General features: G+C 59.3%; 26 protein-coding genes and 1 pseudogene. 19 read left to right on the top strand and 8 right to left on the bottom strand.

The genetic code is table 11. From position 1 onward, the window contains the following. The first annotated feature begins 21 nt into the window (after positions 1–21). From EGY12_RS13625 to EGY12_RS13610, 4 genes are all read left to right on the top strand, one after another. Positions 22–483: a GNAT family N-acetyltransferase gene (locus tag EGY12_RS13625; RefSeq protein ID WP_123894143.1), complete on the top strand. Its 462-nt coding sequence runs from the start codon at positions 22–24 to the stop codon at positions 481–483. Positions 484–537: 54 nt separating this feature from the next. Beyond that, positions 538–879 carry an HNH nuclease YajD gene (gene yajD, locus EGY12_RS13620; protein WP_004939576.1) on the top strand — a complete coding sequence of 114 codons (342 nt, stop codon included), beginning with the start codon at positions 538–540 and terminating at the stop codon, positions 877–879. A gap of 271 nt (positions 880–1,150) precedes the next feature. After that, a complete protein-coding gene (locus EGY12_RS13615) occupies positions 1,151–1,786 on the top strand; it encodes an AAA family ATPase (RefSeq protein WP_123894141.1) in 636 nt (211 codons plus the stop codon). Next, on the top strand, positions 1,783–2,085 hold the full coding sequence (locus EGY12_RS13610; RefSeq protein WP_123894139.1) for a hypothetical protein: 303 nt from the start codon (positions 1,783–1,785) through the stop codon (positions 2,083–2,085). The genes EGY12_RS13615 and EGY12_RS13610 overlap by 4 nt, the downstream gene beginning before the upstream one ends. A gap of 47 nt (positions 2,086–2,132) precedes the next feature. On the opposite strand, the gene EGY12_RS13605 is transcribed toward EGY12_RS13610, so the two are convergent. Next, complete coding sequence (locus EGY12_RS13605; RefSeq protein WP_123894137.1) at positions 2,133–2,858, bottom strand: CDP-diacylglycerol diphosphatase; 726 nt, start codon at positions 2,856–2,858, stop codon at positions 2,133–2,135. Between the two features lie 267 nt (positions 2,859–3,125). On the opposite strand from EGY12_RS13605, the gene EGY12_RS13600 reads away from it, so the two are divergent. Beyond that, complete coding sequence (locus EGY12_RS13600) at positions 3,126–3,926, top strand: alpha/beta fold hydrolase (RefSeq protein WP_123895594.1); 801 nt, start codon at positions 3,126–3,128, stop codon at positions 3,924–3,926. A 73-nt stretch (positions 3,927–3,999) separates the two neighbouring features. Here the strand turns inward: EGY12_RS13600 and EGY12_RS13595 are convergent, their stop codons facing one another. Further along, positions 4,000–4,392: a hypothetical protein gene (locus EGY12_RS13595; RefSeq protein ID WP_038879962.1), complete on the bottom strand. Its 393-nt coding sequence runs from the start codon at positions 4,390–4,392 to the stop codon at positions 4,000–4,002. Positions 4,393–4,746: 354 nt separating this feature from the next. Between EGY12_RS13595 and EGY12_RS23465 the strand changes: the two genes are divergently transcribed. Continuing rightward, positions 4,747–4,905: a hypothetical protein gene (locus EGY12_RS23465; RefSeq protein WP_253722803.1), complete on the top strand. Its 159-nt coding sequence runs from the start codon at positions 4,747–4,749 to the stop codon at positions 4,903–4,905. A gap of 409 nt (positions 4,906–5,314) precedes the next feature. Here EGY12_RS23465 and EGY12_RS13585 read toward each other — a convergent pair whose 3' ends face one another. The 3 genes from EGY12_RS13585 to EGY12_RS13575 all read right to left on the bottom strand — a co-directional run bounded on the left by EGY12_RS13585 (position 5,315) and on the right by EGY12_RS13575 (position 9,638). Further along, positions 5,315–6,238, bottom strand: a complete 924-nt coding sequence (locus EGY12_RS13585; RefSeq protein ID WP_123894135.1) for a haloacid dehalogenase-like hydrolase — start codon at positions 6,236–6,238, stop codon at positions 5,315–5,317. A gap of 71 nt (positions 6,239–6,309) precedes the next feature. Beyond that, on the bottom strand, positions 6,310–8,607 hold the full coding sequence (gene bglX, locus EGY12_RS13580; RefSeq protein ID WP_123894134.1) for a beta-glucosidase BglX: 2,298 nt from the start codon (positions 8,605–8,607) through the stop codon (positions 6,310–6,312). 113 nt (positions 8,608–8,720) lie between these two features. Next, positions 8,721–9,638, bottom strand: a complete 918-nt coding sequence (locus tag EGY12_RS13575; protein ID WP_123894132.1) for a LysR substrate-binding domain-containing protein — start codon at positions 9,636–9,638, stop codon at positions 8,721–8,723. A 117-nt stretch (positions 9,639–9,755) separates the two neighbouring features. Here EGY12_RS13575 and EGY12_RS13570 point away from each other — a divergent pair, with 117 nt between their 5' ends. Then, on the top strand, positions 9,756–10,910 hold the full coding sequence (locus EGY12_RS13570; RefSeq protein ID WP_123894130.1) for a pyridoxal phosphate-dependent aminotransferase: 1,155 nt from the start codon (positions 9,756–9,758) through the stop codon (positions 10,908–10,910). A gap of 34 nt (positions 10,911–10,944) precedes the next feature. Next, the gene (locus tag EGY12_RS13565) at positions 10,945–11,724 is read left to right on the top strand and encodes an ABC transporter substrate-binding protein (RefSeq protein ID WP_123894128.1); all 780 of its coding nucleotides are present in this window, start codon (positions 10,945–10,947) and stop codon (positions 11,722–11,724) included. Between the two features lie 35 nt (positions 11,725–11,759). Here the strand turns inward: EGY12_RS13565 and ddlA are convergent, their stop codons facing one another. Then, positions 11,760–12,863, bottom strand: coding sequence for a D-alanine--D-alanine ligase (gene ddlA, locus EGY12_RS13560; protein ID WP_123894127.1), 1,104 nt, complete (start codon positions 12,861–12,863; stop codon positions 11,760–11,762). Between the two features lie 168 nt (positions 12,864–13,031). Here ddlA and EGY12_RS13555 point away from each other — a divergent pair, with 168 nt between their 5' ends. The 4 genes from EGY12_RS13555 to EGY12_RS13540 all read left to right on the top strand — a co-directional run bounded on the left by EGY12_RS13555 (position 13,032) and on the right by EGY12_RS13540 (position 17,060). Then, the gene (locus tag EGY12_RS13555) at positions 13,032–13,235 is read left to right on the top strand and encodes a ParD-like family protein (RefSeq protein ID WP_006324220.1); all 204 of its coding nucleotides are present in this window, start codon (positions 13,032–13,034) and stop codon (positions 13,233–13,235) included. Further along, positions 13,232–14,026, top strand: a complete 795-nt coding sequence (gene map, locus EGY12_RS13550; protein WP_123894125.1) for a type I methionyl aminopeptidase — start codon at positions 13,232–13,234, stop codon at positions 14,024–14,026. Before EGY12_RS13555 ends, map begins: the two co-directional genes overlap by 4 nt. 124 nt (positions 14,027–14,150) lie before the next feature. After that, positions 14,151–15,854 (top strand): D-lactate dehydrogenase, encoded by a 1,704-nt coding sequence (gene dld, locus EGY12_RS13545; protein ID WP_123894122.1) that lies wholly within the window; start codon positions 14,151–14,153, stop codon positions 15,852–15,854. 354 nt (positions 15,855–16,208) lie between these two features. Continuing rightward, the gene (locus tag EGY12_RS13540) at positions 16,209–17,060 is read left to right on the top strand and encodes a DMT family transporter (RefSeq protein ID WP_123894120.1); all 852 of its coding nucleotides are present in this window, start codon (positions 16,209–16,211) and stop codon (positions 17,058–17,060) included. Positions 17,061–17,117: 57 nt separating this feature from the next. Here the strand turns inward: EGY12_RS13540 and EGY12_RS13535 are convergent, their stop codons facing one another. After that, on the bottom strand, positions 17,118–17,708 hold the full coding sequence (locus EGY12_RS13535) for a Yip1 family protein (protein ID WP_033633836.1): 591 nt from the start codon (positions 17,706–17,708) through the stop codon (positions 17,118–17,120). Positions 17,709–17,913: 205 nt separating this feature from the next. Here EGY12_RS13535 and EGY12_RS13530 point away from each other — a divergent pair, with 205 nt between their 5' ends. The 7 genes and pseudogenes from EGY12_RS13530 to EGY12_RS13500 all read left to right on the top strand — a co-directional run bounded on the left by EGY12_RS13530 (position 17,914) and on the right by EGY12_RS13500 (position 23,334). Continuing rightward, on the top strand, positions 17,914–18,381 hold the full coding sequence (locus EGY12_RS13530) for an acyltransferase (RefSeq protein ID WP_123894117.1): 468 nt from the start codon (positions 17,914–17,916) through the stop codon (positions 18,379–18,381). Next, positions 18,381–18,923 carry a GNAT family N-acetyltransferase gene (locus tag EGY12_RS13525; protein WP_123894116.1) on the top strand — a complete coding sequence of 181 codons (543 nt, stop codon included), beginning with the start codon at positions 18,381–18,383 and terminating at the stop codon, positions 18,921–18,923. The genes EGY12_RS13530 and EGY12_RS13525 overlap by 1 nt, the downstream gene beginning before the upstream one ends. A 104-nt stretch (positions 18,924–19,027) precedes the next feature. Continuing rightward, the gene (locus EGY12_RS13520; RefSeq protein ID WP_123894114.1) at positions 19,028–19,879 is read left to right on the top strand and encodes a DUF1460 domain-containing protein; all 852 of its coding nucleotides are present in this window, start codon (positions 19,028–19,030) and stop codon (positions 19,877–19,879) included. Positions 19,880–20,009: 130 nt separating this feature from the next. Beyond that, positions 20,010–20,822, top strand: a complete 813-nt coding sequence (locus EGY12_RS13515) for a MetQ/NlpA family lipoprotein (RefSeq protein WP_038879912.1) — start codon at positions 20,010–20,012, stop codon at positions 20,820–20,822. Positions 20,823–20,974: 152 nt separating this feature from the next. Next, positions 20,975–21,424 (top strand): annotated as a pseudogene (locus EGY12_RS13510) (type II toxin-antitoxin system PemK/MazF family toxin). A gap of 232 nt (positions 21,425–21,656) precedes the next feature. After that, entirely contained in the window at positions 21,657–22,682 is a 1,026-nt protein-coding gene (locus EGY12_RS13505) for a MerR family transcriptional regulator (protein WP_123894112.1), read from the top strand. A 112-nt stretch (positions 22,683–22,794) separates the two neighbouring features. Continuing rightward, positions 22,795–23,334 carry a GNAT family N-acetyltransferase gene (locus EGY12_RS13500; RefSeq protein WP_123894110.1) on the top strand — a complete coding sequence of 180 codons (540 nt, stop codon included), beginning with the start codon at positions 22,795–22,797 and terminating at the stop codon, positions 23,332–23,334. 229 nt (positions 23,335–23,563) lie between these two features. Here EGY12_RS13500 and EGY12_RS13495 read toward each other — a convergent pair whose 3' ends face one another. Continuing rightward, on the bottom strand, positions 23,564–24,484 hold the full coding sequence (locus tag EGY12_RS13495; protein WP_123894108.1) for a DUF808 domain-containing protein: 921 nt from the start codon (positions 24,482–24,484) through the stop codon (positions 23,564–23,566). Positions 24,485–24,568 lie beyond the last annotated feature (84 nt).

The following is a 24,568-nucleotide window of genomic DNA, read 5'->3' as shown; positions in this document are numbered from 1 at the left end:
ACTATAAAATATTGGCAAACTATGCACATCGAACCGCTGCTCGCCCATCGCCGGCGCATTGACGAACTGGCCGCGTTGCTTCACCAGGAATGGGGCGCCTTTGCGCAGTGGAGCAGCCGCGACATCATCAGCCGGCGGCTGGCTGAACGCTGCGCGCCCGATCGCCCGGGCGTCGTGCTGCTGGCGCTGTCGCCGCAGCAACAGATCGTCGGCACCGCCAGCGTGACTCTGTATGAATTAACGGATAAACCGGAACGCCAATACTGGCTGAGCGAAGTCTTCACTCATCCGCAGCACCGCGGCCAAGGCATTGCCCGTAACCTGATCGCGCACTGCATCGAACATAGCCGGGCTCAGGGCGTAGACGAACTGTATCTGTACACGCCCGATCAGCAGGCGCTGTATCAGAAACTCGGCTGGCGCCCTCTAGAGCAACGCCAGGTCGCCGGCGAGGCCGTCACGGTGATGAGCCGCACGTTGTAGCCGCACGCACTGTGGTATTATTTGCCGCATATTGATTCCCGACGGACGACCACCATGGCCTATATCCCCAAAAACTATGCGAAGCTGGAAACCGGCTACCGCGAAAAAGCGCTGAAACTGTTCCCCTGGGTGTGCGGGCGCTGCTCGCGCGAATTCGTGTATTCCAACCTGCGCGAGCTGACGGTGCACCACATCGATCACGATCACAGCAACAACCCGGAAGACGGCAGCAACTGGGAAATGCTGTGCCTGTATTGCCACGACCACGAGCACTCGAAATACACCGAAGCCGATCAATACGGTTCGACGGTGGTGGCCGGTGAAGACGCGCAGAAAGACATCGGCGTCGCCACCCACAACCCGTTCGCCAACCTGAAGGCGATGATGAAGAAATAATCCCACCAACAGCTTAATAAGCCACTAACTTATTAAGCTGTTAAACTAACAAATCTCTCATTCGCTCCGCCACTTCCCAGAGAATTCCTACTTACCCATCCGGTCAATTCCCCGCAAAATAAGCTGCGCAGTTAACGACATACTGGCTTGGCAAGCCGCCGCAGTTGGTGCATATTGTTCGCGAGTTGTTCTTGTTAACCTGTTTGATTATCAACCTAATAAGCACATTAACTTAATAAGTTACCAGCTTAATAACTTGAGAGATGGCAGCATGATTGTTCTGATTGGCTCGCAAAAAGGCGGCGTCGGCAAGTCGACGAAAGCGGTGAATATCGCCGGGTATCTGATTCTTAAGCAAGGCAAGACGGCGATCATCGTCGATGCCGACGACCAAAAATCGATCATGACCTGGTACAACGACCGTCAGAACGTTGAGGGATTGCCGCACATTCCGGTGGTGGCCGCGTCGGGTAAAATCAAGGAAACGCTGCTGGAGCTGGATCGCCATTACGACTACGTGATCGTCGACACCGCCGGCCGCGACAGCGCCGAGCTGCGTTCCGGGCTGCTGGCCGCCGATCTGTTCCTCTCGCCGCTGCGCCCTTCACAGATGGATCTCGACACCGTCGGCTATCTGTCAGAGATGTTCTCCACCGCGCAGGAATACAACGAGAAGGTCAAAGGCTACATCGTGCTGAACATGTGTCCGACCAACATCTTCATCAATGAAGCCAACGAAGCGGCGCAGGTGCTGAGCGAATACCCGGAGTTCACTCTGGTGAGCAACCGCCTGTGCGATCGGAAGATTTACCGCGACGCCTGGGGCGAGGCCATCACCGTGCACGAGGCGAACAACGAAAAGGCGCAGACCGAAATTGAATGCCTGGTGAAAGAGGTGATCCTGTGAAGAAACGCACCCCAACCCACCGCATGTCGGAAGACGAATTCATCAACAGCGCCACCTCGCATACGCTGCCGGTCGCAGCGCCCGCGCCGGAAGCCAAGCCGGCCGGCCGCAAGCGCACCTATAAGGCGATTTCCGTCAGCCTGACGGACAACCACATTGAAGCCATCGATGAGGTGATCGTCCAGGCCGCACGTAGCGGCATCGTGCGCATCACCCGCTCCGACATCATCAAGCTGGCGATCGAGGGGTTGGCGGAGAAAAGCGAAGCGCAGCTGCTGGAACTGCTGAAGAAGCTTTGAATGCACTACAGCCGCCGGCGGGCCACAGCCGGCGGGCCATTACATCTTCAGTTTCCCGCCACTGCGCATTGGTAGTCCTGAATTTCGCCGGCCGAACCCAGATTCAGATCGGTCAACTTCAAACGGTTTGCCAACAGCAGCATCTCGCCCTGTGGGCTGACCGCCACCGCCAGGCCATAATTACCGATGCTGTCGCCCTGCTCCCTCACATAGCTGTACAGCAAACGGAAAGGATCTTCCTGGGTTAAGTCGGTGCCCGCCAATTTTCTGGCCAGATATTGATGGCCGACCAATTTCACCGCCAGCGAGCGCCACTGCTGATCTAATTGCTCCGCCTGCTGCCCCAACGCGTTATAGACATCCTGCCGCAGGCAGGCAACGTGAATATGCAGCTGATTTTGAGAACGGCCATATTTCGAATTGACCGCCAGAGAAAGCCACGCATCTTTTAATGGTTTGCCCATCTCGCCGGATATATGTTCACGGTTATTCCAGGCCAGAGCGAAATAAGGCGGCACGTGCTCCGTCTGCAATGCCGGGCTCTCGATACCGCTGACCTTTACGGTTGGCATCACCAGATCGTGAGAGGGGCCTTTGCTGTCCTTAAACAGCACATAACCTTCGGTTAAATCAACCTTTAAGCAGGGCGCCGGATCGTCGTTTTGCTGCTGATTGGGCACGCACTGTTGGCTGACGATTTGCCATAGCGCATTTGGATTGCCGCGCCCGAAGAACCACCATAGCACCGCCGCCAGCAGTAAAATGACAAGCAAAATAATTAATAGCCTGAAAAGTCTTTTCATCGCAACACCCTGTTTATCTATTCCACCCAGAAATTAACGTCAGCATAAACCAAGGATCTAACTGCAACCAGAATATTATCCTTAACGTCACTTTTCATTGACGTCTTGTTATCAAGAAAAATTTAAAACAAGGGTTCACCTGAGTAATTTAAAGTAAATTAATACCGCAGGTTGAATATGAGTGTGATATAAGCAGCCGGGACTCTCTTTATATAAGGAATCGATAAGATGCCAACGATGGGCAAATCCCTGCATTACCTCGACGTGGGCTCAGGCTTTCCGTTACTGCTGGGCCACAGCTATCTGTTCGACCTGAACATGTGGGCACCGCAGTTCGAAGCACTGGCGAAACGTTACCGCCTGATCGTGCCGGATCTCTGGGGCCACGGCGACTCACCGGCGCTGCCGGCCGGGCGAAACAGCCTGTCGGATATCGCCGCCGACCATCTGGCGCTGATGGATCATTTGGATATCGAAGAGTTTGGCATCGTCGGCCTGTCCGTCGGCGGCATGTGGGGCGCTGAACTGGCGGCGCTGGCACCGGAACGGGTCAAGGTGTTGGCGCTGCTGGACAGCTACCTGGGCGACGAAACGCCGGAGGCGCGGCAGCGCTATATGGGCATGCTGGACGCCGTTGAGCAGGCCGGCGCCATCGCGTCCCCTTTGCTGGAACATGTCGCTTCTCTGTTCTATTCCGATGACGTCCCCGACGCGCTATTGCAATCGCTGCTGTGTCAGTTGCAAAGCCTGCCTGCCGATCGCCTGCGCGAAAGCATCGTGCCGCTGGGCCGGATGATCTTCGGTCGCCCCGACAAGCTGCCATTGCTGGAAAACATCACCGCCACCAGCATCGTCATCACCGGTGCGCAGGATAAACCGCGCCCGCCGGCGGAAGGCCAGCGCATGGCCGATCTTCTCGGCTGTCGGCACGTGCTGATCCCCAACGCCGGGCATATCAGCAACAAGGAAAACCCGACGGCGGTCAACGAAACGCTGCTGGCGTTTCTGGCTGAAAGCACCACCCCGTTGTTCTGGTAAGATTCCCCGGGCCGCCTGGCCCGGAGATTCCCTTCAGACAAGCTCTGAAAGGGGAAGAGGCTAAATCAGGCGCTTATTGACCGATAGACGTCAGGCCCTGGCGGATCCCTTCGTCAGCCTGCTGGCACCATGCCTGCAGCCCCTGCGGCGCTTCTTTTTCCAACGCGACCACTTTGCCGTCGTCGTTCAGCACATTGCCTTCGCGGCCCATCGCTTCGCGCTTGTCGCCGTCGCGGGTGTCGACGCCGCCGGGAATAGCCGCCACGTAGGCCACCATTTTCTTGGCGTTGTCGATGCTGTCGGCTTTCAGGAAACCTTTATCGACACAGTAAGACATCAGCCCGGCGGTATTGCGCGTGATGTCATAGACGTTTTTCAATGCGGCAGGATCCATTCCTTCAGCGTTAGCGGTGTTGAACAGGCCCAGAGTCGCGGCAATCATGCCGGTCAGAATGCTTTTTTTCATTGTTAACTCGTTTTAATAATGAAGTAATCAAGTTGAATTATTCACAAAAAGAATGTGAATTCCGGTACGGTATAACGGCGGCATAGATTAACACAATCCTAACGCGTTAATAACTGTGATTAAGTCACCCTCCAATAAAATAAAAACGCATAATTGGGTAATTGCCACCGCCCGGCATCATTTTTTCACGCTCGATATTGGCCGCGTTCAATTCATATTAAAAATAATCTCATTTAGGGATTATTTACAACGAAAGCGTTGGCGTGCGGTCAATCGCGCTCCTGCCCGTTGCTAAAATCTCAGGCGTGACATAGCCTGTTAACACGCGCCATGCCTTAGCGGGAGGGGGCTCACATGAACTATTCCGTCCGGCCGCCGCAATGCGACGACAAAACCATTCTCGATATCACGATGAATTTATATCTCTATCCGGCAGTGCTTATCGCACATCGTCTTGGCATCTTTGAATTTATTGCTTTGCATCCCCGCAACCTGACCGATAAATTAAATTGATAGACTGAGACGGCGAAACATCCTCTCTCACGCCGGAGTGGGAACCTTTTTGTTAAAAATCCGCCCGCATTATTTCGGCCACGGCTGAGATTTGAAAGTTGAAAACAGCGAAATTTTCTCGCTGAAAAACCTGAAAAGCGCTATCAGAAATAATATCTCGCAAATGTACGATGAGCAGGAACTGTTTGAAACGGATACGCTCAACGCCGACAGAATGCGGCGGTTCACCCACGCCATACACAGCCTGAGCATGGGATCCGGCCAACGTCTGGCCGGCGTCGTTGCCCCTCGACCTCTGCCGCGCAGCGCTGGATACCGGCGACCTGCTGCGCGACGTCGGCTTCGGACCTGCTCAGGTACTGCCGTCGCTCGGCTATTTCAGCATCGTGACGGCGCAAAGACCCCAGGCTTAGCGGTTCACCGAGCGCGCTATGCGGCTGTAGGTGTGGCGCACGCCGCGAATCGCCACGCTGTAAGCGAAAATGTTTTCCGGCAGCGCCAGCCCCAGATAGCCGGTATCCCCGATATGGTGCAAATCCGCCCCGGCCATTTTGCTCATCAACGCAATCTGCCGCACGGTCTGCACGTCGGCCCCCTCTTGCGAGGTGCCGATCGCCGTCATCGCCAGCGCGCCTTGCCGCTGGGCATAAGCGATCAGCGCCGCCACTTTCTCCTGCGACATACCGGGAATGGTACCCGGCGCCGGCAACAGCACGATGTCCGCACCGTTCTCCACGAACAGCGCGATGTCCTGCTCGCCGATCAGCTGGCTGCCGCTTTCGCGCACGATACCGGCCCCGTGCATCTTGCCGGTCACCAACACCATCTCGTCGCCCACTTCATCGCGGATCGCTTTCAGTGCGGCGGCGATCGCCTGATTGCTGACGCCGTTGTTAGGGTTGCCGGTCAGCACCAGCATGCGCGCGCCGAGCTGATACAGCTTGCGCGCATTCTCGGCGGTGGCGGCGCGGCCCGCCGTCATCTGCCAGAAGTCGTTGTGTTCGGTGGCGAAAGCCGGATCGACGGCCTCCAGGTTCACCCCGATTACCCGCCCGGTCAGGCGCTGCAGCGTGCGCAGCGCCTCCTGCGGCGGCACGTCGGCGGGCAGGCCCGCAATATACGGCTGGTCGACGTCGAACAGGTTCAGCAGCAGCAGGTCGGCGCCCTGGCTGGCCGCCAGCTCGGCGTTGGTGACGTTATTGAGCAGCGGCTGAGTGACCGCGATGGTTTCGCTGACCAGGATGCGCCCTTCGCTGGCGCGGATGGCATAGAGCAGATCGGCTTTGCCGATATCTGCCAGATCGCTGGCGCTGCAGTCCAGATAGCGTTTCATGAGACAGGCTCCGATGACGTTAGCGGGAATGGATGCCCCCTCGCTCAGCGCGGCGAACGAGGGGGACAGGGTTACTTCAGCGTAAAACTTTGCGCCTGCACGTTGTCGGAGTCCAGGCCAACGAACACGTTGAATTTGCCCGGCTCCGCCCCCCATTTCAAGCTGGCGTTGTAGAACTTCAGATCGTCTTCGCTAATCGGCAGCTCAACCTGCTGCGACTGGCCGGCCTTCAGCGTCACTTTCTTGAAGTTGCGCAGCTCTTTTACCGGCCGGCTGACCGAGGCGGTCACGTCCTGCAGATACAGCTGCACCACCGTGGCACCGTCGTACTTGCCGGTATTCTTCAGCGTGACGCTGGCGGTTAACTTGCCGTTGCGCGCCATCGTCGGGCTGGACAATTTCAGATCCGACAGGCTGAAGGTGGTGTAGCTCAGACCGTAACCGAACGGATACAGCGGGCCGTTGGGCGAATCGAAGTAGCGCGAGGTGTACTTGCCCGGGTTCTCCTTGCCGAACGGACGACCGGTGTTCAGGTGGTTGTAGTACATCGGGATCTGGCCGACCGAACGCGGGAAGGTCATCGGCAGCTTGCCCGACGGGTTGTAATCGCCGAACAGCACGTCCGCCACCGCGTTGCCGCCCTCGGTGCCGCTGTACCAGGTTTCCAGCATCGCGTCCGCCTGCTCGCTCTCCCAGCTCAGCGCCAGCGGCCGGCCGTTCATCAGCACCAGCACCAGCGGTTTGCCGGTGGCCTTCAGCGCGGCGATCAGATCGCGCTGGCTCTGCGGAATCGTGATGTCGGCACGGCTGGAGGCCTCATGCGCCATGCCCTGCGATTCCCCCACCACCGCCACGACCACGTCGGCCTTGTTCGCCGCCTGTACCGCTTCGTCGATCATCTGCTGCGGCGAACGGGTGTCGAACACCACCGCCGGCTCATACTCATTCAGGTAGTCGATGATACCTTTATCCTGCGTGACGTTGGCGCCCTTGGCGTAAAGAATGCGCGCCTTGTCGCCCACCGCCCGCTCCAGCCCTTCGCGCAGGGTGACCGACTGCTTGACCACCCCGGCGGCAGACCAACTGCCCATCACGTCGCGCTGGCTGTCGGCCATCGGCCCGACCAGCGCGATGGTCGCCTGCTTGCTCAGCGGCAGCGTCTGCTTATCGTTCTTCAGCAGCACCATCGTTTTACGCGCCACCACCCGCGCCTCGGCGCGGTGCAGGCGGCTTTCGGCGTTGGTGTCCTGCGGATCGGAACCCACCGGGCCCAGATGCACATACGGATCGGTGAACAACCCCATGTCGTATTTGGTGTTCAGCACATCGCGGCAGGCGCGATCGATATCGCTTTCAGGCACCAGCCCGTCTTTCACCAGACCCGGCAGGTATTTATCGTAAAACTCGTCGCTCATGCTCATGTCGACGCCGGAGGTGATTGCCATCCGCACCGCGTCGCGCGCGTCGGCGGCCACGCCGTGTTTAATCAGCTCTTTAATCGCGCCGTGGTCGCTGATGGTGATGCCTTTAAAGCCCCACTGCTCACGCAGCAGCTCTTTCAGCAGCCACGGGTTGGCGGTGGCCGGCACGCCGTTCACCGAGTTGAGTGACACCATCACCCCGCCGCTGCCGGCATCGACTGCCGCTTTGTAAGGCGGCAGATAGTCCTGATACATGCGCAGCGGGCTCATGTCGACGGTGTTGTAATCGCGGCCGCCTTCGACGGCGCCGTACAATGCAAAGTGCTTAACGCTGGCCATCACCGAACCGGGCTTGGCCGGATCGCCGTTTTGATAACCGTCGACCATCACTTTGGCGATTTTCGACACCAGCCAGGTGTCTTCGCCGAAGCCCTCAGAGACCCGGCCCCAGCGCGGATCGCGGGTAATATCGACCATCGGCGCGAAGGTCATGTTGAGGCCATCATCGCTGGCCTCCTGCGCCGCCACGCGGGCGCTGAGCGCAATGGCTTCCAGATCGAAGCTGGCCGCCAACCCCAGGCTGATCGGGAACACGGTGCGCTGGCCGTGCACCACGTCATAGGCGAAGAACAACGGGATTTTGAGGCGGCTGAGTTGCATCGCCTGATCCTGCATCACCCGAATATCCGGGCGGGTGACGGTATTGAAGATGGCGCCGATCTGTCCTTTGCGGATGCCCTCGCGGATCGCTTCTTTCGGGTTATCCGGCCCGACGCTGATCAGCCGCAACTGGCCGATCTTCTCTTCCAGCGTCATCTGCTTCATCAAATTGGACACGAAGGCGTCGCGCTGCTGGGCGTGAATGCCCTGCGTTATCGGCGTTTCCTGCGCAAAAACCGGGCTGAGAGCCAGACCGGACAACATACTCACCACACAAAGCCATTTCATCTTGTTTTAATCTCAGGCGTGTTTCCGCCGCCAAAGCCGCGGAGTTTAATCGGAGTGAAGAAACAGTTTGCCACACTCTGTTTCATCGCCAAGGGAATTCGCATCGGTAATGTTTACAAAGCATTACAAGTTATCGGCAGGTAATTCTGCAGCCGGGCGCGGCTATCGGCAGCCTCCGCCGTCAGAAAATCGATCAGCTGCGCCAACGCCGGCGGCGCCCCGCGTTCAGGATAGACCAAATAATAGGCCGCGCCGCTGGTGACGCAGAGCGGGAACGGCGTGACGACGCGCCGCGCCTGAATATCCTCCTCCAGCAGGCACAGATCGCCGATGGCGATGCCGAACCCCTGCAGCGCGGCGCTCATCGCCAGATCGAGAGTATCGAAATGCTGAGCCTTGCCGGACGGCAACGCATCGGCCCCCGCCGCCTTCAGCCAGCGCAGCCAGTCGCGCCGATCGCGCGTTGGGTGCAGCAGGGTTTTGTCCGTCAAATCCGCCAGCCGGGGCGCCGGCGGCAGGAACGTCGGCGTGCAGACCGGCGTGAGGATTTCGTCGAACAGCAAGTGCGCGGCCAGTTTTTTTCCCGGCGGCCGGCCGAACACCACCGCAGCATCAAACTGCTCGGTGCTGAAATCCAGGCCGTGCGACACTGAGGCGGTCAACTCGATGTGCATGTCAGGCCGTTCATTCTGCAGGCGAATCACACGCGGCAGCACCCAGCGCATGGCGCAGGTCGGGCATTTGATGCGCAGCGCCCCCGGCGGGGCGGCGGCCCGCGTCAGGGCCTCGTCCAGCTGCCCCAGCGCCTGCTGCACCGGTGCCAGCAGCTGCGCGCCCTGCGGCGTCAGCGCCAGGCCGCGCGCCTGGCGGCTGAACAGCGGATAGCCCAGGCGCTGTTCCAGCCCGAGGATTTGCCGGCTGACCGCCCCCTGCGTCAGGTGGAGCTGCCGAGCGGCGTGGGTAAAGTTGAGGCGTTGCGCCACCACCACAAAGGTTTTCAACACGTCGAGCGACGGCAGGGATATCGGCATAGCGGCCTCGATTAGGTATGATCGTAGTGCATGGCAAGTATGACAAACTTTCCCTTGTCCGCCTACGCCGCCTGATGCTTAATCGCTCAACACTTCCCTGTTTGCCTGGAGCCCATCATGCAGAGCGCCTGTTCATCCCGCTCGAAGCTGCCGGACGTCGGCACCACCATTTTCACCGTCATTGGCCAACTCAGCGCCGAACATCAGGCCCTCAATCTGTCGCAGGGCGCGCCAAACTTCGCCGGCGACCCGCAACTGATCGAGGCAACGGCGCAAGCCATGCGTGCAGGTCATAACCAATACGCGCCGATGAGCGGCGTGGCGGCGTTACGTGCTGCTCTGGCGGAAAAAGCTGAACGATTGTATGGCGCGCACTATGACGCCGACGAAGAAATCACGGTGATCGCCAGCGCCAGCGAAGGGCTGTACTCGGCGATCAGCGCGCTGGTACATCCCGGCGACGAGGTGATCTATTTCGAACCGGCGTTCGACAGCTATGCGCCGATCGTGCGCCTGCAGGGCGCCACGCCGGTGGCGATCAAACTGTCGCTGCAGGATTTTCGCGTCAACTGGGATGAAGTGGCCGCCGCCATCAACAGCAGGACGCGCATGATCATCGTCAACACGCCGCACAACCCGACCGGCGCGGTGTTTGACGCACACGACATCGAACGTCTGAGCGCCCTGACCCGCGACACCGACATCGTGATCTTGTCCGACGAAGTCTACGAACACGTGGTGTTCGACGGCGAAATTCACCACAGCATGGCGCGCTACCCGCAGCTGGCGGAACGCAGCGTGATCGTGTCGTCGTTCGGTAAAACCTACCACGTCACCGGCTGGCGCGTCGGCTACTGTCTGGCGCCGGCGGCGCTGATGGACGAGATCCGCAAGGTGCACCAGTTCATGGTGTTCTCGGCCGATACGCCGATGCAGCACGCCTTCGCCGCCGCGCTCGCCAACCCGCAGAGTTATCTGGGGCTGGCGGCGTTTTACCAACAAAAGCGCGATCTGCTGGCCAGCGCCCTGCAGGACTCGCGCTTTGAGCTGCTGCCCAGCCGCGGCAGCTTCTTCATGCTGGCCCGTTTTAGCGGCTTCAGTCACGAAAGCGACAATGATTTCGCCGTGCGCTTGATCCGTGAAGCGAAGGTGGCGACGATCCCGCTGTCGGCGTTCTACAGCGACGGCACCGATACCGGCCTGATCCGGCTGAGTTTTTCGAAAGATAACGAGACCCTGCAGGAAGGCGCGCGCCGCCTGAGCCAGGTGTGATTTTTTGTCCGACCATGGGAAAGGGGCACTGCCTATGAAAGCTTTAAAAACGCTGTTCGCCGCCGGATGCCTGCTGGCCGCCGGCTCTTCTCTGGCGGCGGAAAACAGCCTGCGCTTCGGTCTGGAAGCGCTGTATCCGCCGTTCGAATCCAAATCTGCCAGCGGCAAACTGGAAGGGTTCGACATCGAACTGGGCGACGCGGTGTGCGCCGCCGCGCAGTTGAAGTGCAGCTGGGTGGAGACCTCGTTCGACAGCCTGATCCCGGCATTGCAGGCGCGCAAGTTCGACGCCATCAACTCGGCGATGAACGTGACCGAACAGCGGCGCCAGGCGATCGCCTTTACCGACGCCATCTATCAGGTGCCGAACCGCCTGATCGCCAAGGCCGACAGCGGCCTGCTGCCGGACGCCAAATCGCTGGCGGGCAAACACGTGGGCGTGCTGCAAGGATCGATTCAGGAGATCTACGCCAAAACCCATTGGGCGCATGAAGGCGTCGACGTGGTGTCTTATCAGGATCAGAATCAGGTTTATCTGGATCTGGCGGCCGGTCGGCTCGACGCCACGCTGGTGATGGCGCCGTCGGGGCAAAGCGGCTTCCTGTCGCAGCCGGACGGCAAAGGCTTCGCCTTCGTCGGCGAGGCGGTGCGCGACGACAAAATCCTCGGTGAAGGTATCGCCTTCGGCCTGCGCAAAGGGGATGAGGCGCTGAAGAAAAAACTGGATGCCGCCATCGCCAAAGTGAAACAGCAAGGCACGGTAGCGGCGCTGTCGAAGAAGTATTTCGGCGATATCGACGTGACGGTGAAATGATAGACGGGGGCGGCTTTACCGCCCCCCTAGCACGTTTAGCGATCGAACACCGAACTGTTCAGCGCGCGATCCTGCTGATGACGCTCCAGCGCCAATTCGATCAGGCGCGTGATCAGCGCCTGATAGCTGACGCCGCTGGCGGCCCACAGCTTGGGATACATGCTGATGTTGGTAAAGCCCGGCAACGTGTTGATTTCGTTGATTACCACCTGGTTGTCCGGCGTCAGGAACACATCCACCCGCGCCAGACCGAAGCACTCCAGCGTGCGGAACGCCTTCAGCGCCACCTCGCGGATGTGGTCGCTCACTTCCGGCGCGATTGCCGCCGGCACCACCACCTGAGCGCCCTGCTCATTGATGTATTTGGTGTCGTAAGAATAGAAAGCGTCGCTCAGCACGATCTCGCCGCACACGCTGGCCTGCGGGTCGTCGTTGCCCAGCACCGCGCACTCGATCTCGCGGCCGACGATCGCCGACTCCACCAACACCTTGTGATCGAAACTGAAGGCCAGTGCCACCGCCGCGTCAAACTCGGCGCGGTTTTCCACCTTGCTGACCCCGACCGAGGAACCCTGGTTGGCCGGCTTGACGAACAGCGGCAGGCCAAGGCGCTCGCTCAGTTGCTCAAACGTGAACCCGGCGCGGTTGGCGCGCGTCAGGGTGACGAACGGCGCCACCGCCAGCCCGGCGTCGCGCAGCAGACGTTTGGTGACGTCTTTATCCATGCTGACCGCCGAGCCGAGCACGCCGGCGCCGACGAACGGCATATTGGCCATGCGCAACAGCCCCTGCAGGGAACCATCTTCCCCCAGCGTGCCGTGCACGATCGGGAAGATGACGTCGAGCTGGCCCAGCGCGCCAGCGCTGCCCGCTTCGATCAGCTGCTGTTTTTCCTGGCCCGGGATCAGCGCCACGTTCTTGTTCGAGCGGTTCAGCGCGATCAGCGCCGGGTTCTCGGCGTTGAGCAGGTAGTTGGAGGCGTCGTTGATATGCCACTGCCCCTGTTTGTCGATCCCCAGCAGCGTGACGTCAAACTTCTCTTTGTCGATTGCATCCACAATGTTTTTGGCCGACTGCAGCGACACCTCATGCTCCGCCGATTTACCGCCAAAAATCACCCCAACACGTAGTTTAGTCACGCCTTAAATCCTTCTGAAAAATCATGGCAAAAAAGTCGTTCATCACAATAAACGCATTGCCTGGCGGCGGCAATCGTTGTTACCAGAATCTTCTTACGCCACGGAATGCCACATCGTGACCATCCTAAACGTATACACTTCGTATATTGTTCACTTAGGGAGACGCCGATGGGCATCGTAAAAATTTCAGACGCGCTGCATGACGATCTGCGCCTCGCCAGCCTGACCATGACGCGTTCGATCAACGCGCAGGCCGAGTACTGGATCAAGATCGGCATGCTGGCGGAGTTCCATCCGGAACTGACCTACCCACAGCTGGTAAAAAAGATGATGAAAGATAACGCGCTGACGTTGAAGGAGATTGTCGGGTGAAACAGATTGTGATTAAAACGCCGGAAGAGATTGCCAAAATGCGCCATTCCGGCGCCCTGCTGGCGAAAGTGTTTGCTATGCTCGATGAGGTCATCGTCGAAGGCATCTCCACCATGGAGATCAACGACCGCGCCGAGGCGTTTATCGTCGAGGAGCTGAAGTCGCGCCCGGCCAGCAAAGGGCAGTATGATTTCCCCTATGTGCTCAATACCTCAATCGACGATGTGGTGTGCCACGGGGTGCCGTCGGCCAGCAAAATCCTGCGTTCCGGCATGATTGTCAACGTAGATATCACGCTGGAAAACGGCGGCTATATCGCCGACTCCAGCAAGATGTACTGCGTCGGCCAGGTAACGCCGCTGGCCAAACGGCTGGTGAACAACGTCTATGAATCGATGTGGCAGGGCATTCGCGCGGTAAAACCGGGCGCTACCTTGGGGGATATCGGCCACGCCATCCAGCGGCACGCCGAGCAGGCCGGCTACAGCATCGTGCGGGAGTATTGCGGCCACGGCATCGGCCGCGATATGCATGAAGAGCCGGCGGTGTTGCACTACGGTCAACCCGGCAGCGGTATGGTGCTGCAGGAAGGCATGGTGTTCACCATCGAGCCGATGATCAACCAGGGCGACCGCCGCATCAAGCAGAAGAAGGACGGCTGGACGGTGGTGACGCGCGACAAAAAACTGTCGGCACAGTGGGAACACACCGTGGCGGTCACCGCAGACGGCGTGGAGATCCTGACGCTGCGCGACGAAGAGCGCCGGGCCGGCTACGCCGAGCGCTATTAAACCCGCAAGCCATTAGCCAATCAAGCTAATAGCTTAATAAGTTATTTAATTGATAACATCTTAGCTTATTTGGCCGCTTTGGTGCCGCGGTTAAAGCGACGGGGATGACAGGGAGACAGGCAGCATGCAGCCAGGCAATCAGGCGTTTATCAACCAGCTCAAGGACATCGTCGGCGGCCCGCAGTTGTTGACCGGCGACCGCAATACCGAACGCTATCGCAAAGGATTCCGCTCCGGCGAAGGCCAGGCGCTGGCGGTGGTTTTCCCTACCAGCCTGCTGCAGCTGTGGCGCATTCTGCAGGCCTGCGTAGCCGCTGATAAAATCGTCATCATGCAGGCCGCCAATACCGGCCTGACCGAAGGTTCAACCCCCAGCGGCAACGACTATGACCGTGATATCGTCATCGTCAGCACCCTGCGCCTCGATCATATTCAGGTGCTGGATAACGGCAAACAGGTGGTCGGCTTCCCCGGCAGTACCCTGCATCACCTCGAAAAGTTGCTCAAGCCCTACGGCCGTGAACCGCATTCGGTGATCGGCTCCTCCTGCATCGGCGCCTCGGTGATCGGCGGCGTATGCAACAACTCCGGCGGCTCGCTGGTGAAACGCGGCCCGGCCTATACCGAAATGGCGCTGTACGCCCAGCTCGGGGAAGACGGCCAGCTGCGCCTGGTGAACCATCTGGGCATTCGCCTCGGCGACACGCCGGAAGAGATCCTCACCCGGCTGGAAAAAGGCGACTATCGCCCGACAGACGTCGAATACGGCGAGCTGCGCGCCTCGGATAACGAATACGCCAGCCGAGTGCGCGACGTTGACGCCGACACCCCTTCCCGCTTCAACGCCGACAAGCGCCGCCTGTACGAAGCCTCCGGCTGCGCCGGCAAGCTGGCGGTGTTCGCGGTGCGGCTCGACACCTTCGAGAAAGAAGGCAAAGAGCAGGTGTTCTATATCGGCACCAACGACACCGCGGTGCTGACCGATCTGCGCCGCCACATGCTGAGCCAGTTCGAAAACCTGCCGGTGGCCGGTGAGTACATGCACCGCGATATCTTCGACATCGCCGAGGTGTACGGCAAAGACACCTTCATGATGATCGACAAGCTCGGCACCGATCAGATGCCGCGCTTCTTCACCCTGAAAGGCCGTATGGACGCCAGCCTCAACAAGCTGCCGCTGCTGCCGCACAACCTGACCGATCGACTGATGCAGGGCCTGAGCCATCTGGCGCCGAGCCACCTGCCGAAGCGCATGAAGGAATACCGCGAGCGTTTCGAACATCACCTGCTGCTGAAGATGGCCGGCCCCGGGGTAGACGAAGCGCAGCGCTACCTGACCGATTATTTCGCCCAGGCCGAAGGCGCCTTTTTCGCCTGCACGCCTGAAGAAGGCAAAAAGGCCTTCCTGCACCGCTTCGCCGCCGCCGGCGCCGCCGTGCGCTACCACGCAGTGCATGCCGACAAGGTGGAAGATATTCTGGCACTGGATATCGCCCTGCGCCGCAACGATACCGACTGGTTTGAAACCCTGCCGCCGGAGATCGACAGCCAGCTGGTGCATAAGCTGTATTACGGCCACTTTATGTGCCACGTCTTCCATCAGGACTATGTGGTGAAAAAGGGCGTCGACAGCCATGCGCTGAAAGAAAAGATGCTCGAGATCCTCAACCGACGCGGCGCCGAGTACCCGGCGGAGCATAACGTCGGCCACCTGTACCACGCCAAGGCGGATCTGCAGGCGTTTTACCGCGCCGCCGATCCGACCAACAGCTTCAACCCCGGCATCGGCAAAACCAGCAAACGCAAAGGCTGGGCAGAAGAGCACTGACAGTCGCCCCATTTCGCCGTGGCGCAGCGATAGGAGTTGCGCGCCCCGGCGAACTTGATTATGTTTGAAGCAGTTAGTTTCATTCACGGTTTTCAGGAATTCACATGACCTACCTGGCGCACAGTACAGATCCGACAGACGCGACCGTTTCGGCCGTCGTTTTGCTGTGTGCTTCCTCCGCCCCACCCGCCGTTTCCTCTGTCGTTTCAGCGGTTGCCGCTTACCCGCCACGCCTCGTGGTCGTGCGCTAAGCCAAACCGACTTTTTACCTCCGGCTAATGTTGATCTGTTGCGTCCAGGCGTAGACCGCCGCGCGCGCCGGAGCCTGTAATTTTCACGACAGGTGAAATTGATATGCGATTACCTTCTCTCTGGGCCAATGCCGGCCTGGCTACGCTGTTCGTTCTGCTTTGGAGCAGCGGTGCGATCTTCTCCCGCTGGGGGTTGGAGCACGCCTCCGCCTTCGCTTTCCTGTTCTTCCGCTGCGCCATCGCGCTGGCGGTGCTGTTGGCCATCGGCCTGTGGCAACGCCAGTGCTTGCCCGCCCCCGGCACCCGCCGGCGCGTCGCGCTGATCGGCGTGCTGATGATCGGCAGCTATCAAATCTGCTATCTGCTGGCGTTGGAGCAAGGCATTACGCCCGGCGTGCTGGCAACGCTGCTCGGCGTACAGCCGATCCTCACCCAGTTCATCACCGAACGGCGCTGCACCGGGCTGCGGGCGCTCGGCCTGGCGCTGGCGATGGTCGGGCTGACGCTGGTGGTGTACCAAAGCCTGATGGTGGCCCACTTCTCGCTGAGCGGCATGCTGTTCGCCTTTATCGCGCTGGGCTGCATGACCGCCGGCACCCTGCTGCAAAAAGGCATGGCGCAGCCGCCGCTGGCGGTCTTGCCGCTGCAGTATGCCGTCGGGTTGCTGATGTGTGCGCTGGCGTTGCCGTTTGAGCCGCTGCGGGTCGCATGGCGGCCGGAGTTCGTATTGTCGCTGCTGTGGATGGCGGTGGTGATCTCGGTGCTGGCGACTTTCTTGCTGTATCGCCTGATCCAGCGCGGCAATCTGGTGCAGGTCACCAGCCTGTTCTATCTGATCCCGGCAGTGACCGCCCTGCTGGACTACCTGTTGCTCGGCCACGCGCTGGCGGCGCTGAGCCTGCTGGGCATGGCGGGCATCGTGCTCGGCGTGATGCTGGTTTTCCGCCGCGTATAAAAGCAAAAGCCCCCGCACCGTTCCACCGGCGCGGGGGCGATAACAACAGCCGTTAACTCAGAACAACCAGGAACCGTACCCCCACAGCAGCACCGTCACCCCAAGCAGCAGCTCGAGCAACAGAATGCCGATAGCGAAGGTCGAGCTGGAGAAGATGAACCCTTCCTTACTGTCGATATTCAGGAAGTGCGGGATCCCCAGATTCAGCAGATAGCCCGAATAGCACAGGCCGATAATGCCGACAAACAGACACAGCCAGACGACTGGATAGAGCGCAACCACCCCGCTGAGAAACATCGGGGTCGCCACGTAACCGGCGAACACCATGCAGCGGTGCAGGCTTGGGCGCGATTCATAACGCCGCGCCATCCAGTGAATGACTTTCCCCATGGCCGCTACGCCCGCCAGCATCAGCAGGTAAAACGCCACGGCGGTATAAAGCGCGGTAAACATGTCGAGCCTGATGGCATGTCCCTCGCCGGAGAGCCAGCCCAACTGGGTGGTGCCGATAAAGGCGCAGACCACCGGGATTGCTGCCAAGAGCAACACGTGATGGGTGTATAGGTGCGAGACGCTTTCATTCTCGCTTTTGATCTGTTCGAACTCGGCGCTGGGATGCGCCAGAAGTCCCCAAACATGACTGACCATGAGACACCTCCTATCTCGCCGTAGGTCGCGATCGGCGAACGAATTTCACACCTCCGACGGACAGCTACCCGTGCGAGGATTGCGGCCACGGGGCTCTCTCCCCTGTACTAATTATAGTCTTTCGGTGAAAAAACGTGCGGAAAGCACAACGCCACGGCGCTTTGTCTTATACTCCCACCATGAAAACCAGGCTGCGAGGAAGGTCATGTCATTCGCTATCACCACCCGCCAGACGGGGATCGTCGACGTCGACGCCGGGCGCAACGTCACCGTGATCGAGCCCTGCAATCTATACGGTTGCCGGCTCGGCGACGATGTCTTCGTCGGCCCGTTTGTGGAGATCCAACGCCACGTCAGCATCGGCGCGCGCAGTAAAATTCAGTCGCACAGCTTTATTTGCGAATACGTTACCCTCGGCGAAGAGTGCTTTATCGGCCACGGCGTCACCTTCGCCAACGATCTGTTCAAAGATGGCGCGCCCAATGCCGATCCGGCCAGCTGGGGGTGCACGCGCATCGGCGATCGGGTATCCATCGGCTCCGGCGCCACGGTATTGGCGGTAAATATCTGCAGCGGCGCGGTGATCGGCGCCGGGGCAGTCGTGACCCGCGACATCACCCGCAAGGGGATTTATGCCGGTAACCCGGCGCGCCTGCTGCGGGAGCTGCCGTAATGACCCCGTCTATCCGCATCGCGGCCATTGAGGCGTTGCCCGATGATTACCTGCTCCGCGGCGATTTCAGCTTTACCATTGGCTGTTACGCCCTGCCGCAGTTCGACAGCCCGGTCGACAGCTGGCCAACCCGCCCGGTGGCGCCGTTTCGCAAACAGTATCCCCTGGCGCCGTTCGCCAACGAAGACAGCGTCACCTTTCTGGCGTATCGCCAAGACGAAGCCGTTGGCCATATCACGCTGAGCCAAAACTGGAACGGTTACACCCTGATCGACGAGATCGCCGTCAGCGCTCACGCGCGCCGTCAGGGCATCGCCGGGGCGCTGCTGGACTACGCCAAACAGTGGGCGCGGCAGCAGGAAACCTCGGGTATGATGCTCGAAACGCAGAACAACAATCTGGCCGCCTGCCGCTGCTACCAGCACTACGGGTTTATCCTCGGCGGCATCGACCGTTTGCTGTACCGCGCCGAGCCGGAGATCGCCGATCATGAAATCGCGCTGTTCTGGTATTTGCCGTTCAATAGCGAAATCGGTTACTGATTTATCGGCCGCCATTGAGGCTATGTTTACTTTTTAACCCCTACCATCGGATGAGAACTGTTATCACTTACTCTGATAAATCAGCGACACCCATGGAGGGCCGTATGAACCAGAACAAGGTTGTTTTACTGATGTTAGCTATCGCCATGAGCGGATGCGTCGAACGCCCCTCCGCCGCCCTTCCCGTTACGCCGCCGACCGACGTCACCGTTTCGCCGCCGGGCGTGCAGCCGGAGATGGACGCCAGCACCCGCAGCAAGCTGCGTGAGCTCCTCGCGCTGCGCGCCGGCTGGCCCGCCGCACAACCGCATGGCCGCACCGTCTCCCTGATTTCACGCGAATTTCTCGGCACGCCCTATCTCGCCAACCGTCTGGTCGGTTCGCAGAGCACCCCCGAGCAGTTGGTGATCGACTTCCGCGGGCTGGATTGCTTCACCTACATCGATTATGTGGAGGCGCTCAGCACCGCCCGCAGCGAGGGCGAGTTCGTTCAGCGTCTGGTAGACATTCGCTACGTCGACGGCAAAATCGCCTTCCCGCAGCGCAAGCACTTCTTCACCGACTGGGCGCAGCGGCCGCACAAGGTGGCCGAAGACATCACCGCGCAGCTCAGCCCGCACGCCGTCAGCCTCGTGAAAAACCTCAACCGCAAAGCGGACGGCAGCAGCTACCTGCCCGGTTTACCCAACATGCAACGCAGCGTGACCTATATCCCTAGCGACAGCGTCGACGACAAGGTGCTGGCCCAGCTGCGCACCGGTGATTACATCGGTATTTACACCAACCTTGACGGGCTGGACGTGACCCACACCGGCATCTTCGTGATGACCGACAACGGCCCGGTGCTGCGCAACGCCTCTTCGCGCAAGGCCAACATGCGGGTGGTCGATTCGCCCTTTATGGATTACGTGATGGCCACGCCGGGCATCGTGGTGCTGCGCTCGCTCAGCCAATAATCCCCCGCCGCATAACGGCTATAAGCTATAGCCGTTTATGCTGAACGAGCGTTTGACTTCATCGGCAGTTCAGGCTTAGCTGTAAGGACAAAAACCAACTGATTTTATTGTTCTTTTCAGGGAGACTTCGATGACCTTACGCTGGCGTATCACCCCTCTGGCGGCGGCCTTCGCCGCCGTATTAGCGCTTCAGGGCTGCGATCAAAAAACCGATCAGAACCATATCAAGGTCGGCGTCATCAACGGCGCGGAACAGGACGTGGCGGAAGTCGCCAGGCAGGTGGCGAAAGAGAAATACGGGTTGGACGTCGAGCTGGTCGGTTTCAGCGGCTCGCTGCTGCCGAACGACGCTACCGACAAGGGCGAACTGGACGCCAACGTGTTCCAGCACCGCCCGTTCCTCGAACAGCAAAACAAAGATCACGGCTATAAGCTGGTGGCGGTCGGCAATACCTTTGTCTTCCCGATGGCCGGCTACTCCAAAAAGATAAAATCGCTCAAAGAGCTGCCGGACGGCGCAGTGATCGCCATCCCGCTCGATCCGACCAACCTGGGGCGCGCCCTGCTGCTGCTGGAAAAAACCGGATTGATTACGCTGAAACAAGGCAAGGGGTTGTTGCCCACCGCACTGGACATCAGCGCCAACCCGCACCATTACCAAATCATGGAGCTGGAAGGCGCGCAGCTGCCGCACGTGCTGGACGATCCGAAAGTCACCGTCGCCGTCATCAGCACCACCTACATCAACCAGACCGGTCTGACGCCGACCAAAGACGGTATCTTCATCGAGGATAAGGACTCGCCGTACACCAACATCATCGTCACCCGTGAAGACAACAAGGACGCGCCGAACGTACAGAACTTCATCAAGGCCTATGAGTCGGACGAAGTGGCCAAGGCCGCCGAGAAAATCTTCAACGGCGGCGCGGTGAAAGGCTGGTAAATTCGGCCACCATCAAGGCGGATTCTGCGCACGAATCCGCAATATTTCACTTTCACTCCCCGTTTCCTTACGCCACACCTTTCTCTAAAAGCAAAACGCCCGCATGCTCATTCCTCCATAACACGGATTGTTCACAACAAAGGAGTGTATCAATGCCGATCAAATTTGCCCCCAAGGTCGGGGAAATTCTTGAGTGCAACTATGGCAACTATCCCCTATCAGTCTGCCAACCGCATGAAGCCGGCTTTTATGATGGCCACATTCCACCAGAAATGGTGAAGAACCGTTTAGTTGTTGTGTTGAATGGCAAAATTAACGGCAACGCCTGCATTATCGTACCGCTGTCGACCACCAGAGATTCGAATAAGCTCCAACGGGGATTGCACATCTAAATTACGCGTGAAATTATCGAAGATATGAGATTCTTTCATCCGCAAACGCGCTGGGCAAAGGGCGATCTGGTGCAGCAAGTTAGCCGCCAACGGCTGAACAGAGCCCGTAAAGAGAGAGGCTTTCTTACCCAGTGTCTGTCGCGCGAGCTTGTTGCTGACATACAACGCGCCGTCATTAAGTCGATCAATGCCAAAAATATGCTGTTCTGACCAGAACGCTGTTGTTGACAAAACAGACAAATCAGGTGAAATTGTCGCCGTAGCCGATAAAGGCCCTTATGCTATACCTCCCTTTCAGGGACCTGCGAAGCCCAGCCATCCAGCTGGGCTTTTGCCTCTCTGGTGCCCACCGATTTTTAAAACGTCATCTTTTCTTCCCGCTCTTGACCCTTACGTGGCGTCAGGCTTTAGTATCCCGGCACGCACAAGGGAGGAGCTACATATGTTATTGAAAGTCGGCGAACTGGCGCGCCGTTCCGGCATTACCGTTCGCACACTGCATCACTACGACAGCATTGGCTTGCTGGTCCCTTCTGCGCGTTCCGACGCCGGTTATCGTTTATACAACCGGGTTGACATCACCCGCTTGCACCACATCCAGGCGCTGCGCCGGATGGGCGTTTCGCTGGCGGAAGTCGGGGCAATTCTGGCGCGTTCAGGGCCGGCGCTTCCGGCGGTGATTGAGCAGCAGATCGCCATGTTGGACCAGCAGTTGGCACAGATCGCCGCATTGCGCGGCCGGCTGCAACACATACATGCCCAACTCTCCGCCGGGCACGAACCGGAACTGAACGACTGGCTGACTACGTTGGAGTTAATGACCATGTACGATAAATACTTTACCGCCGATGAGCTGGCGCAACTGCCGTTCTACCAGGCCGATCCCACCCGCAATCAGGAATGGGCTGCATTGGTGAGCAGCGTGGGACACCTGATGGCGGAAGGCGTCGAACCTCAGGCGCCACAGGCTCAGGCGTTGGCACGCCGCTGGATGCTGATGCTGGAACGCGACACTGCCGGCAACCCGGCCTTTCTCACCCGGCTGAACGCCATGCACGCCGACGAACCGTCGATGCGCGAACAGACCGGCATTACACCGACAATGACGGACTACATCACCCGCGCCTTTGCCGAAACCAAGCTGGCTGTCTATCAAAAATACCTGTCAGCGGAAGAGTACGCCTATGTGCGTCAACACTATTTCACCCGCCTGCAGGAGTGGCCGGTTCTGATCGCTCAATTCCATCAAGCGATGAACGACGGCATACCGTCCGATTCGCCGGAGGCGGTGCGATTGGCGGCCGGTTGGCTGGCGCTGTTCCAATCCTATGCCGGCACCAACCCGGTGACGCAAATGAAGATCCGTGAAGCGATGGAACGGGAACCCTCGCTGACCGAGGGTACCTGGCTGACTCCGCCGCTGCTGGCCTATCTGCGCCAGGCCGTGGCCCGGCTGATGCGCGGCTGACAATCCCATAGGGTTTTCTTATCTCACCATAAGAAAACCCGATTTACCCCGGCGGCGAGCGGCGCGCATAATGGCGTTTATCCGCTGATTTTCAAGGTAAACAGCCATCACCATGACGCTCTCCGCTCCCGCATTCAGCCTCCTCGACGCCACGTCGGGCGATATGGCCGCCGTGCTGCGCATTTACACCTACCACGTGCTGTACGGCGCGGCCTCGTTTGAAGAACAACCGCCGACCTTAGCGGAAATGCAGTTGCGGCTGGGCAAGGTGCAAGAGGCCAGGCTACCCTGGCTGGTGGCGAAGAGCGAAGGCCGTATTGTGGGCTACTGCTATGCCACACCGTATCGCCCCCGGCCGGCCTATCGTTTTACCGTGGAGGACTCGGTGTATATCGCCGAGGGGCAACAGGGCAAAGGCGTCGGCAAAGCGCTGCTGAGCGCGCTGATCGCCCGCTGCGAGCAAGGCCCCTGGCGCCAGATGCTGGCGATCGTCGGCGATTCCGCCGCCAACCGCGGCTCGCTGGCGCTGCACCAGTCGCTCGGCTTTACCAGCGTTGGGACGCTAAAGGCCGTGGGGTTCAAACTGGGGGAATGGCGCGATACCCACATCATGCAGCGCGCGTTGGGCGCGGGCGACAATCGGCATCCCTGAATGCATGGCGACGCACGATAGGAAGTTAGCGTCTATAGTGAAGAGTGATTTCATTAAGTTAGCGCCAATCGAGCGCCACATTTAACCGGTAAGGGAGAAATAAATGAAAATTATTCTGTGGATTGTCGCCATCATCTTTATCGTGGGTTTGTTGACGATTACCGGCGTTCTCAAACTGATATTTTAAAGCGTCTGCATCGTCCCGCCCCTCTCGGGGCGAGACTTTTCATCATGCCTTGAAACGCGCGCGTACCGCGCCCAGCGCCGACACCACCGCCAGCACCACGCCGCCGGCCACCAACCCGAACGCCACGTTCAACAGCGCCGGAACCACACCCTGCAAGATATGGCCAAACGTCGGCACCACCGTGGTGTACGAGGCCCAGTCTTCGAAAAGGTGATGCACCGGCGGCAAGCCGTGGGTCAGGATGCCACCGCCGACCATAAACATGGCTATGGTGCCGACGATCGACAGCGTTTTCATCAAATAAGGCGCGGCGCGCACGATGCCACCGCCGAGGGAACGCGCCAACGCGCTGCTTTTGCGGCTCAGATACAGCCCCAGATCGTCCAGCCTGACGATGCCGGCGACGATGCCATATACGCCGAGCGTCATCACGACGGCGATGCCGCACAAGACTATCACCTGCTGGCTGAAGGTGGCGCCGGCGACGGTGCCCAGCGTGATGGCGATAATCTCGGCGGAGAGCACGAAATCGGTGCGTATTGCGCCTTTCACCTTGCGCTTCTCATAGGCTGCGGCATCCTCATTGGCGCCGGGCCCGTCCGATTTTTCCTCCTGCGCCGCCTTGCCGTGGCTCAGGCTGTGAAACACCTTTTCGAACCCTTCGTAGCACAGGTAGGCACCGCCCACCATCAGCAGCGGCGTAATCGCCCAGGGTGCAAAAGCGCTGATCAGCAGCGCCAGCGGCACCAGGATTGCCTTGTTGATCAAAGAACCTTTGGCGACGCTCCACACCACCGGCAGCTCGCGATCGGCTTTAACGCCGGTGACCTGCTGCGCGTTAAGCGCCAGATCGTCCCCCAACACCCCGGCGGTTTTTTTTGCCGCCATTTTGCTCATTAACGAGACGTCGTCCAACAACGAGGCGATGTCGTCGATAAGGGTAAGTAAGCTACTTCCTGCCAAAATGATTCATCCTTTTCATATTCACGGGCCATTCTATTTTTAGCATAGCGGTAAAGCGTCATGAAAGGATATGAGAGGATCGCG

It is taken from the genome of Serratia sp. FDAARGOS_506 (assembly GCF_003812745.1).
GTDB lineage: Bacteria > Pseudomonadota > Gammaproteobacteria > Enterobacterales > Enterobacteriaceae > Serratia.
The sequence above is the reverse complement of the archived record's forward strand: the minus strand, read 5'-3'. Positions and strand labels throughout refer to the sequence as shown.

What these genes read in the sequence shown, in the direction of transcription:
- EGY12_RS13555 (WP_006324220.1), top strand. Translation starts at nt 13,032, where the DNA reads ATGGGCATCGTAAAAATTTCAGACGCGCTGCATGACGATCTGCGCCTC.
- bglX (WP_123894134.1), bottom strand. Translation starts at nt 8,607, where the DNA reads ATGAAATGGCTTTGTGTGGTGAGTATGTTGTCCGGTCTGGCTCTCAGC.
- EGY12_RS13615 (WP_123894141.1), top strand. Translation starts at nt 1,151, where the DNA reads ATGATTGTTCTGATTGGCTCGCAAAAAGGCGGCGTCGGCAAGTCGACG.
- EGY12_RS13625 (WP_123894143.1), top strand. Translation starts at nt 22, where the DNA reads ATGCACATCGAACCGCTGCTCGCCCATCGCCGGCGCATTGACGAACTG.
- EGY12_RS13500 (WP_123894110.1), top strand. Translation starts at nt 22,795, where the DNA reads ATGACGCTCTCCGCTCCCGCATTCAGCCTCCTCGACGCCACGTCGGGC.
- dld (WP_123894122.1), top strand. Translation starts at nt 14,151, where the DNA reads ATGCAGCCAGGCAATCAGGCGTTTATCAACCAGCTCAAGGACATCGTC.
- EGY12_RS13505 (WP_123894112.1), top strand. Translation starts at nt 21,657, where the DNA reads ATGTTATTGAAAGTCGGCGAACTGGCGCGCCGTTCCGGCATTACCGTT.
- EGY12_RS13535 (WP_033633836.1), bottom strand. Translation starts at nt 17,708, where the DNA reads ATGGTCAGTCATGTTTGGGGACTTCTGGCGCATCCCAGCGCCGAGTTC.
- EGY12_RS13585 (WP_123894135.1), bottom strand. Translation starts at nt 6,238, where the DNA reads ATGAAACGCTATCTGGACTGCAGCGCCAGCGATCTGGCAGATATCGGC.
- EGY12_RS13600 (WP_123895594.1), top strand. Translation starts at nt 3,126, where the DNA reads ATGGGCAAATCCCTGCATTACCTCGACGTGGGCTCAGGCTTTCCGTTA.
- yajD (WP_004939576.1), top strand. Translation starts at nt 538, where the DNA reads ATGGCCTATATCCCCAAAAACTATGCGAAGCTGGAAACCGGCTACCGC.
- EGY12_RS13530 (WP_123894117.1), top strand. Translation starts at nt 17,914, where the DNA reads ATGTCATTCGCTATCACCACCCGCCAGACGGGGATCGTCGACGTCGAC.
- EGY12_RS13515 (WP_038879912.1), top strand. Translation starts at nt 20,010, where the DNA reads ATGACCTTACGCTGGCGTATCACCCCTCTGGCGGCGGCCTTCGCCGCC.
- EGY12_RS13595 (WP_038879962.1), bottom strand. Translation starts at nt 4,392, where the DNA reads ATGAAAAAAAGCATTCTGACCGGCATGATTGCCGCGACTCTGGGCCTG.
- EGY12_RS23465 (WP_253722803.1), top strand. Translation starts at nt 4,747, where the DNA reads ATGAACTATTCCGTCCGGCCGCCGCAATGCGACGACAAAACCATTCTC.
- EGY12_RS13540 (WP_123894120.1), top strand. Translation starts at nt 16,209, where the DNA reads ATGCGATTACCTTCTCTCTGGGCCAATGCCGGCCTGGCTACGCTGTTC.
- EGY12_RS13525 (WP_123894116.1), top strand. Translation starts at nt 18,381, where the DNA reads ATGACCCCGTCTATCCGCATCGCGGCCATTGAGGCGTTGCCCGATGAT.
- EGY12_RS13520 (WP_123894114.1), top strand. Translation starts at nt 19,028, where the DNA reads ATGAACCAGAACAAGGTTGTTTTACTGATGTTAGCTATCGCCATGAGC.
- EGY12_RS13575 (WP_123894132.1), bottom strand. Translation starts at nt 9,638, where the DNA reads ATGCCGATATCCCTGCCGTCGCTCGACGTGTTGAAAACCTTTGTGGTG.
- EGY12_RS13565 (WP_123894128.1), top strand. Translation starts at nt 10,945, where the DNA reads ATGAAAGCTTTAAAAACGCTGTTCGCCGCCGGATGCCTGCTGGCCGCC.
- EGY12_RS13570 (WP_123894130.1), top strand. Translation starts at nt 9,756, where the DNA reads ATGCAGAGCGCCTGTTCATCCCGCTCGAAGCTGCCGGACGTCGGCACC.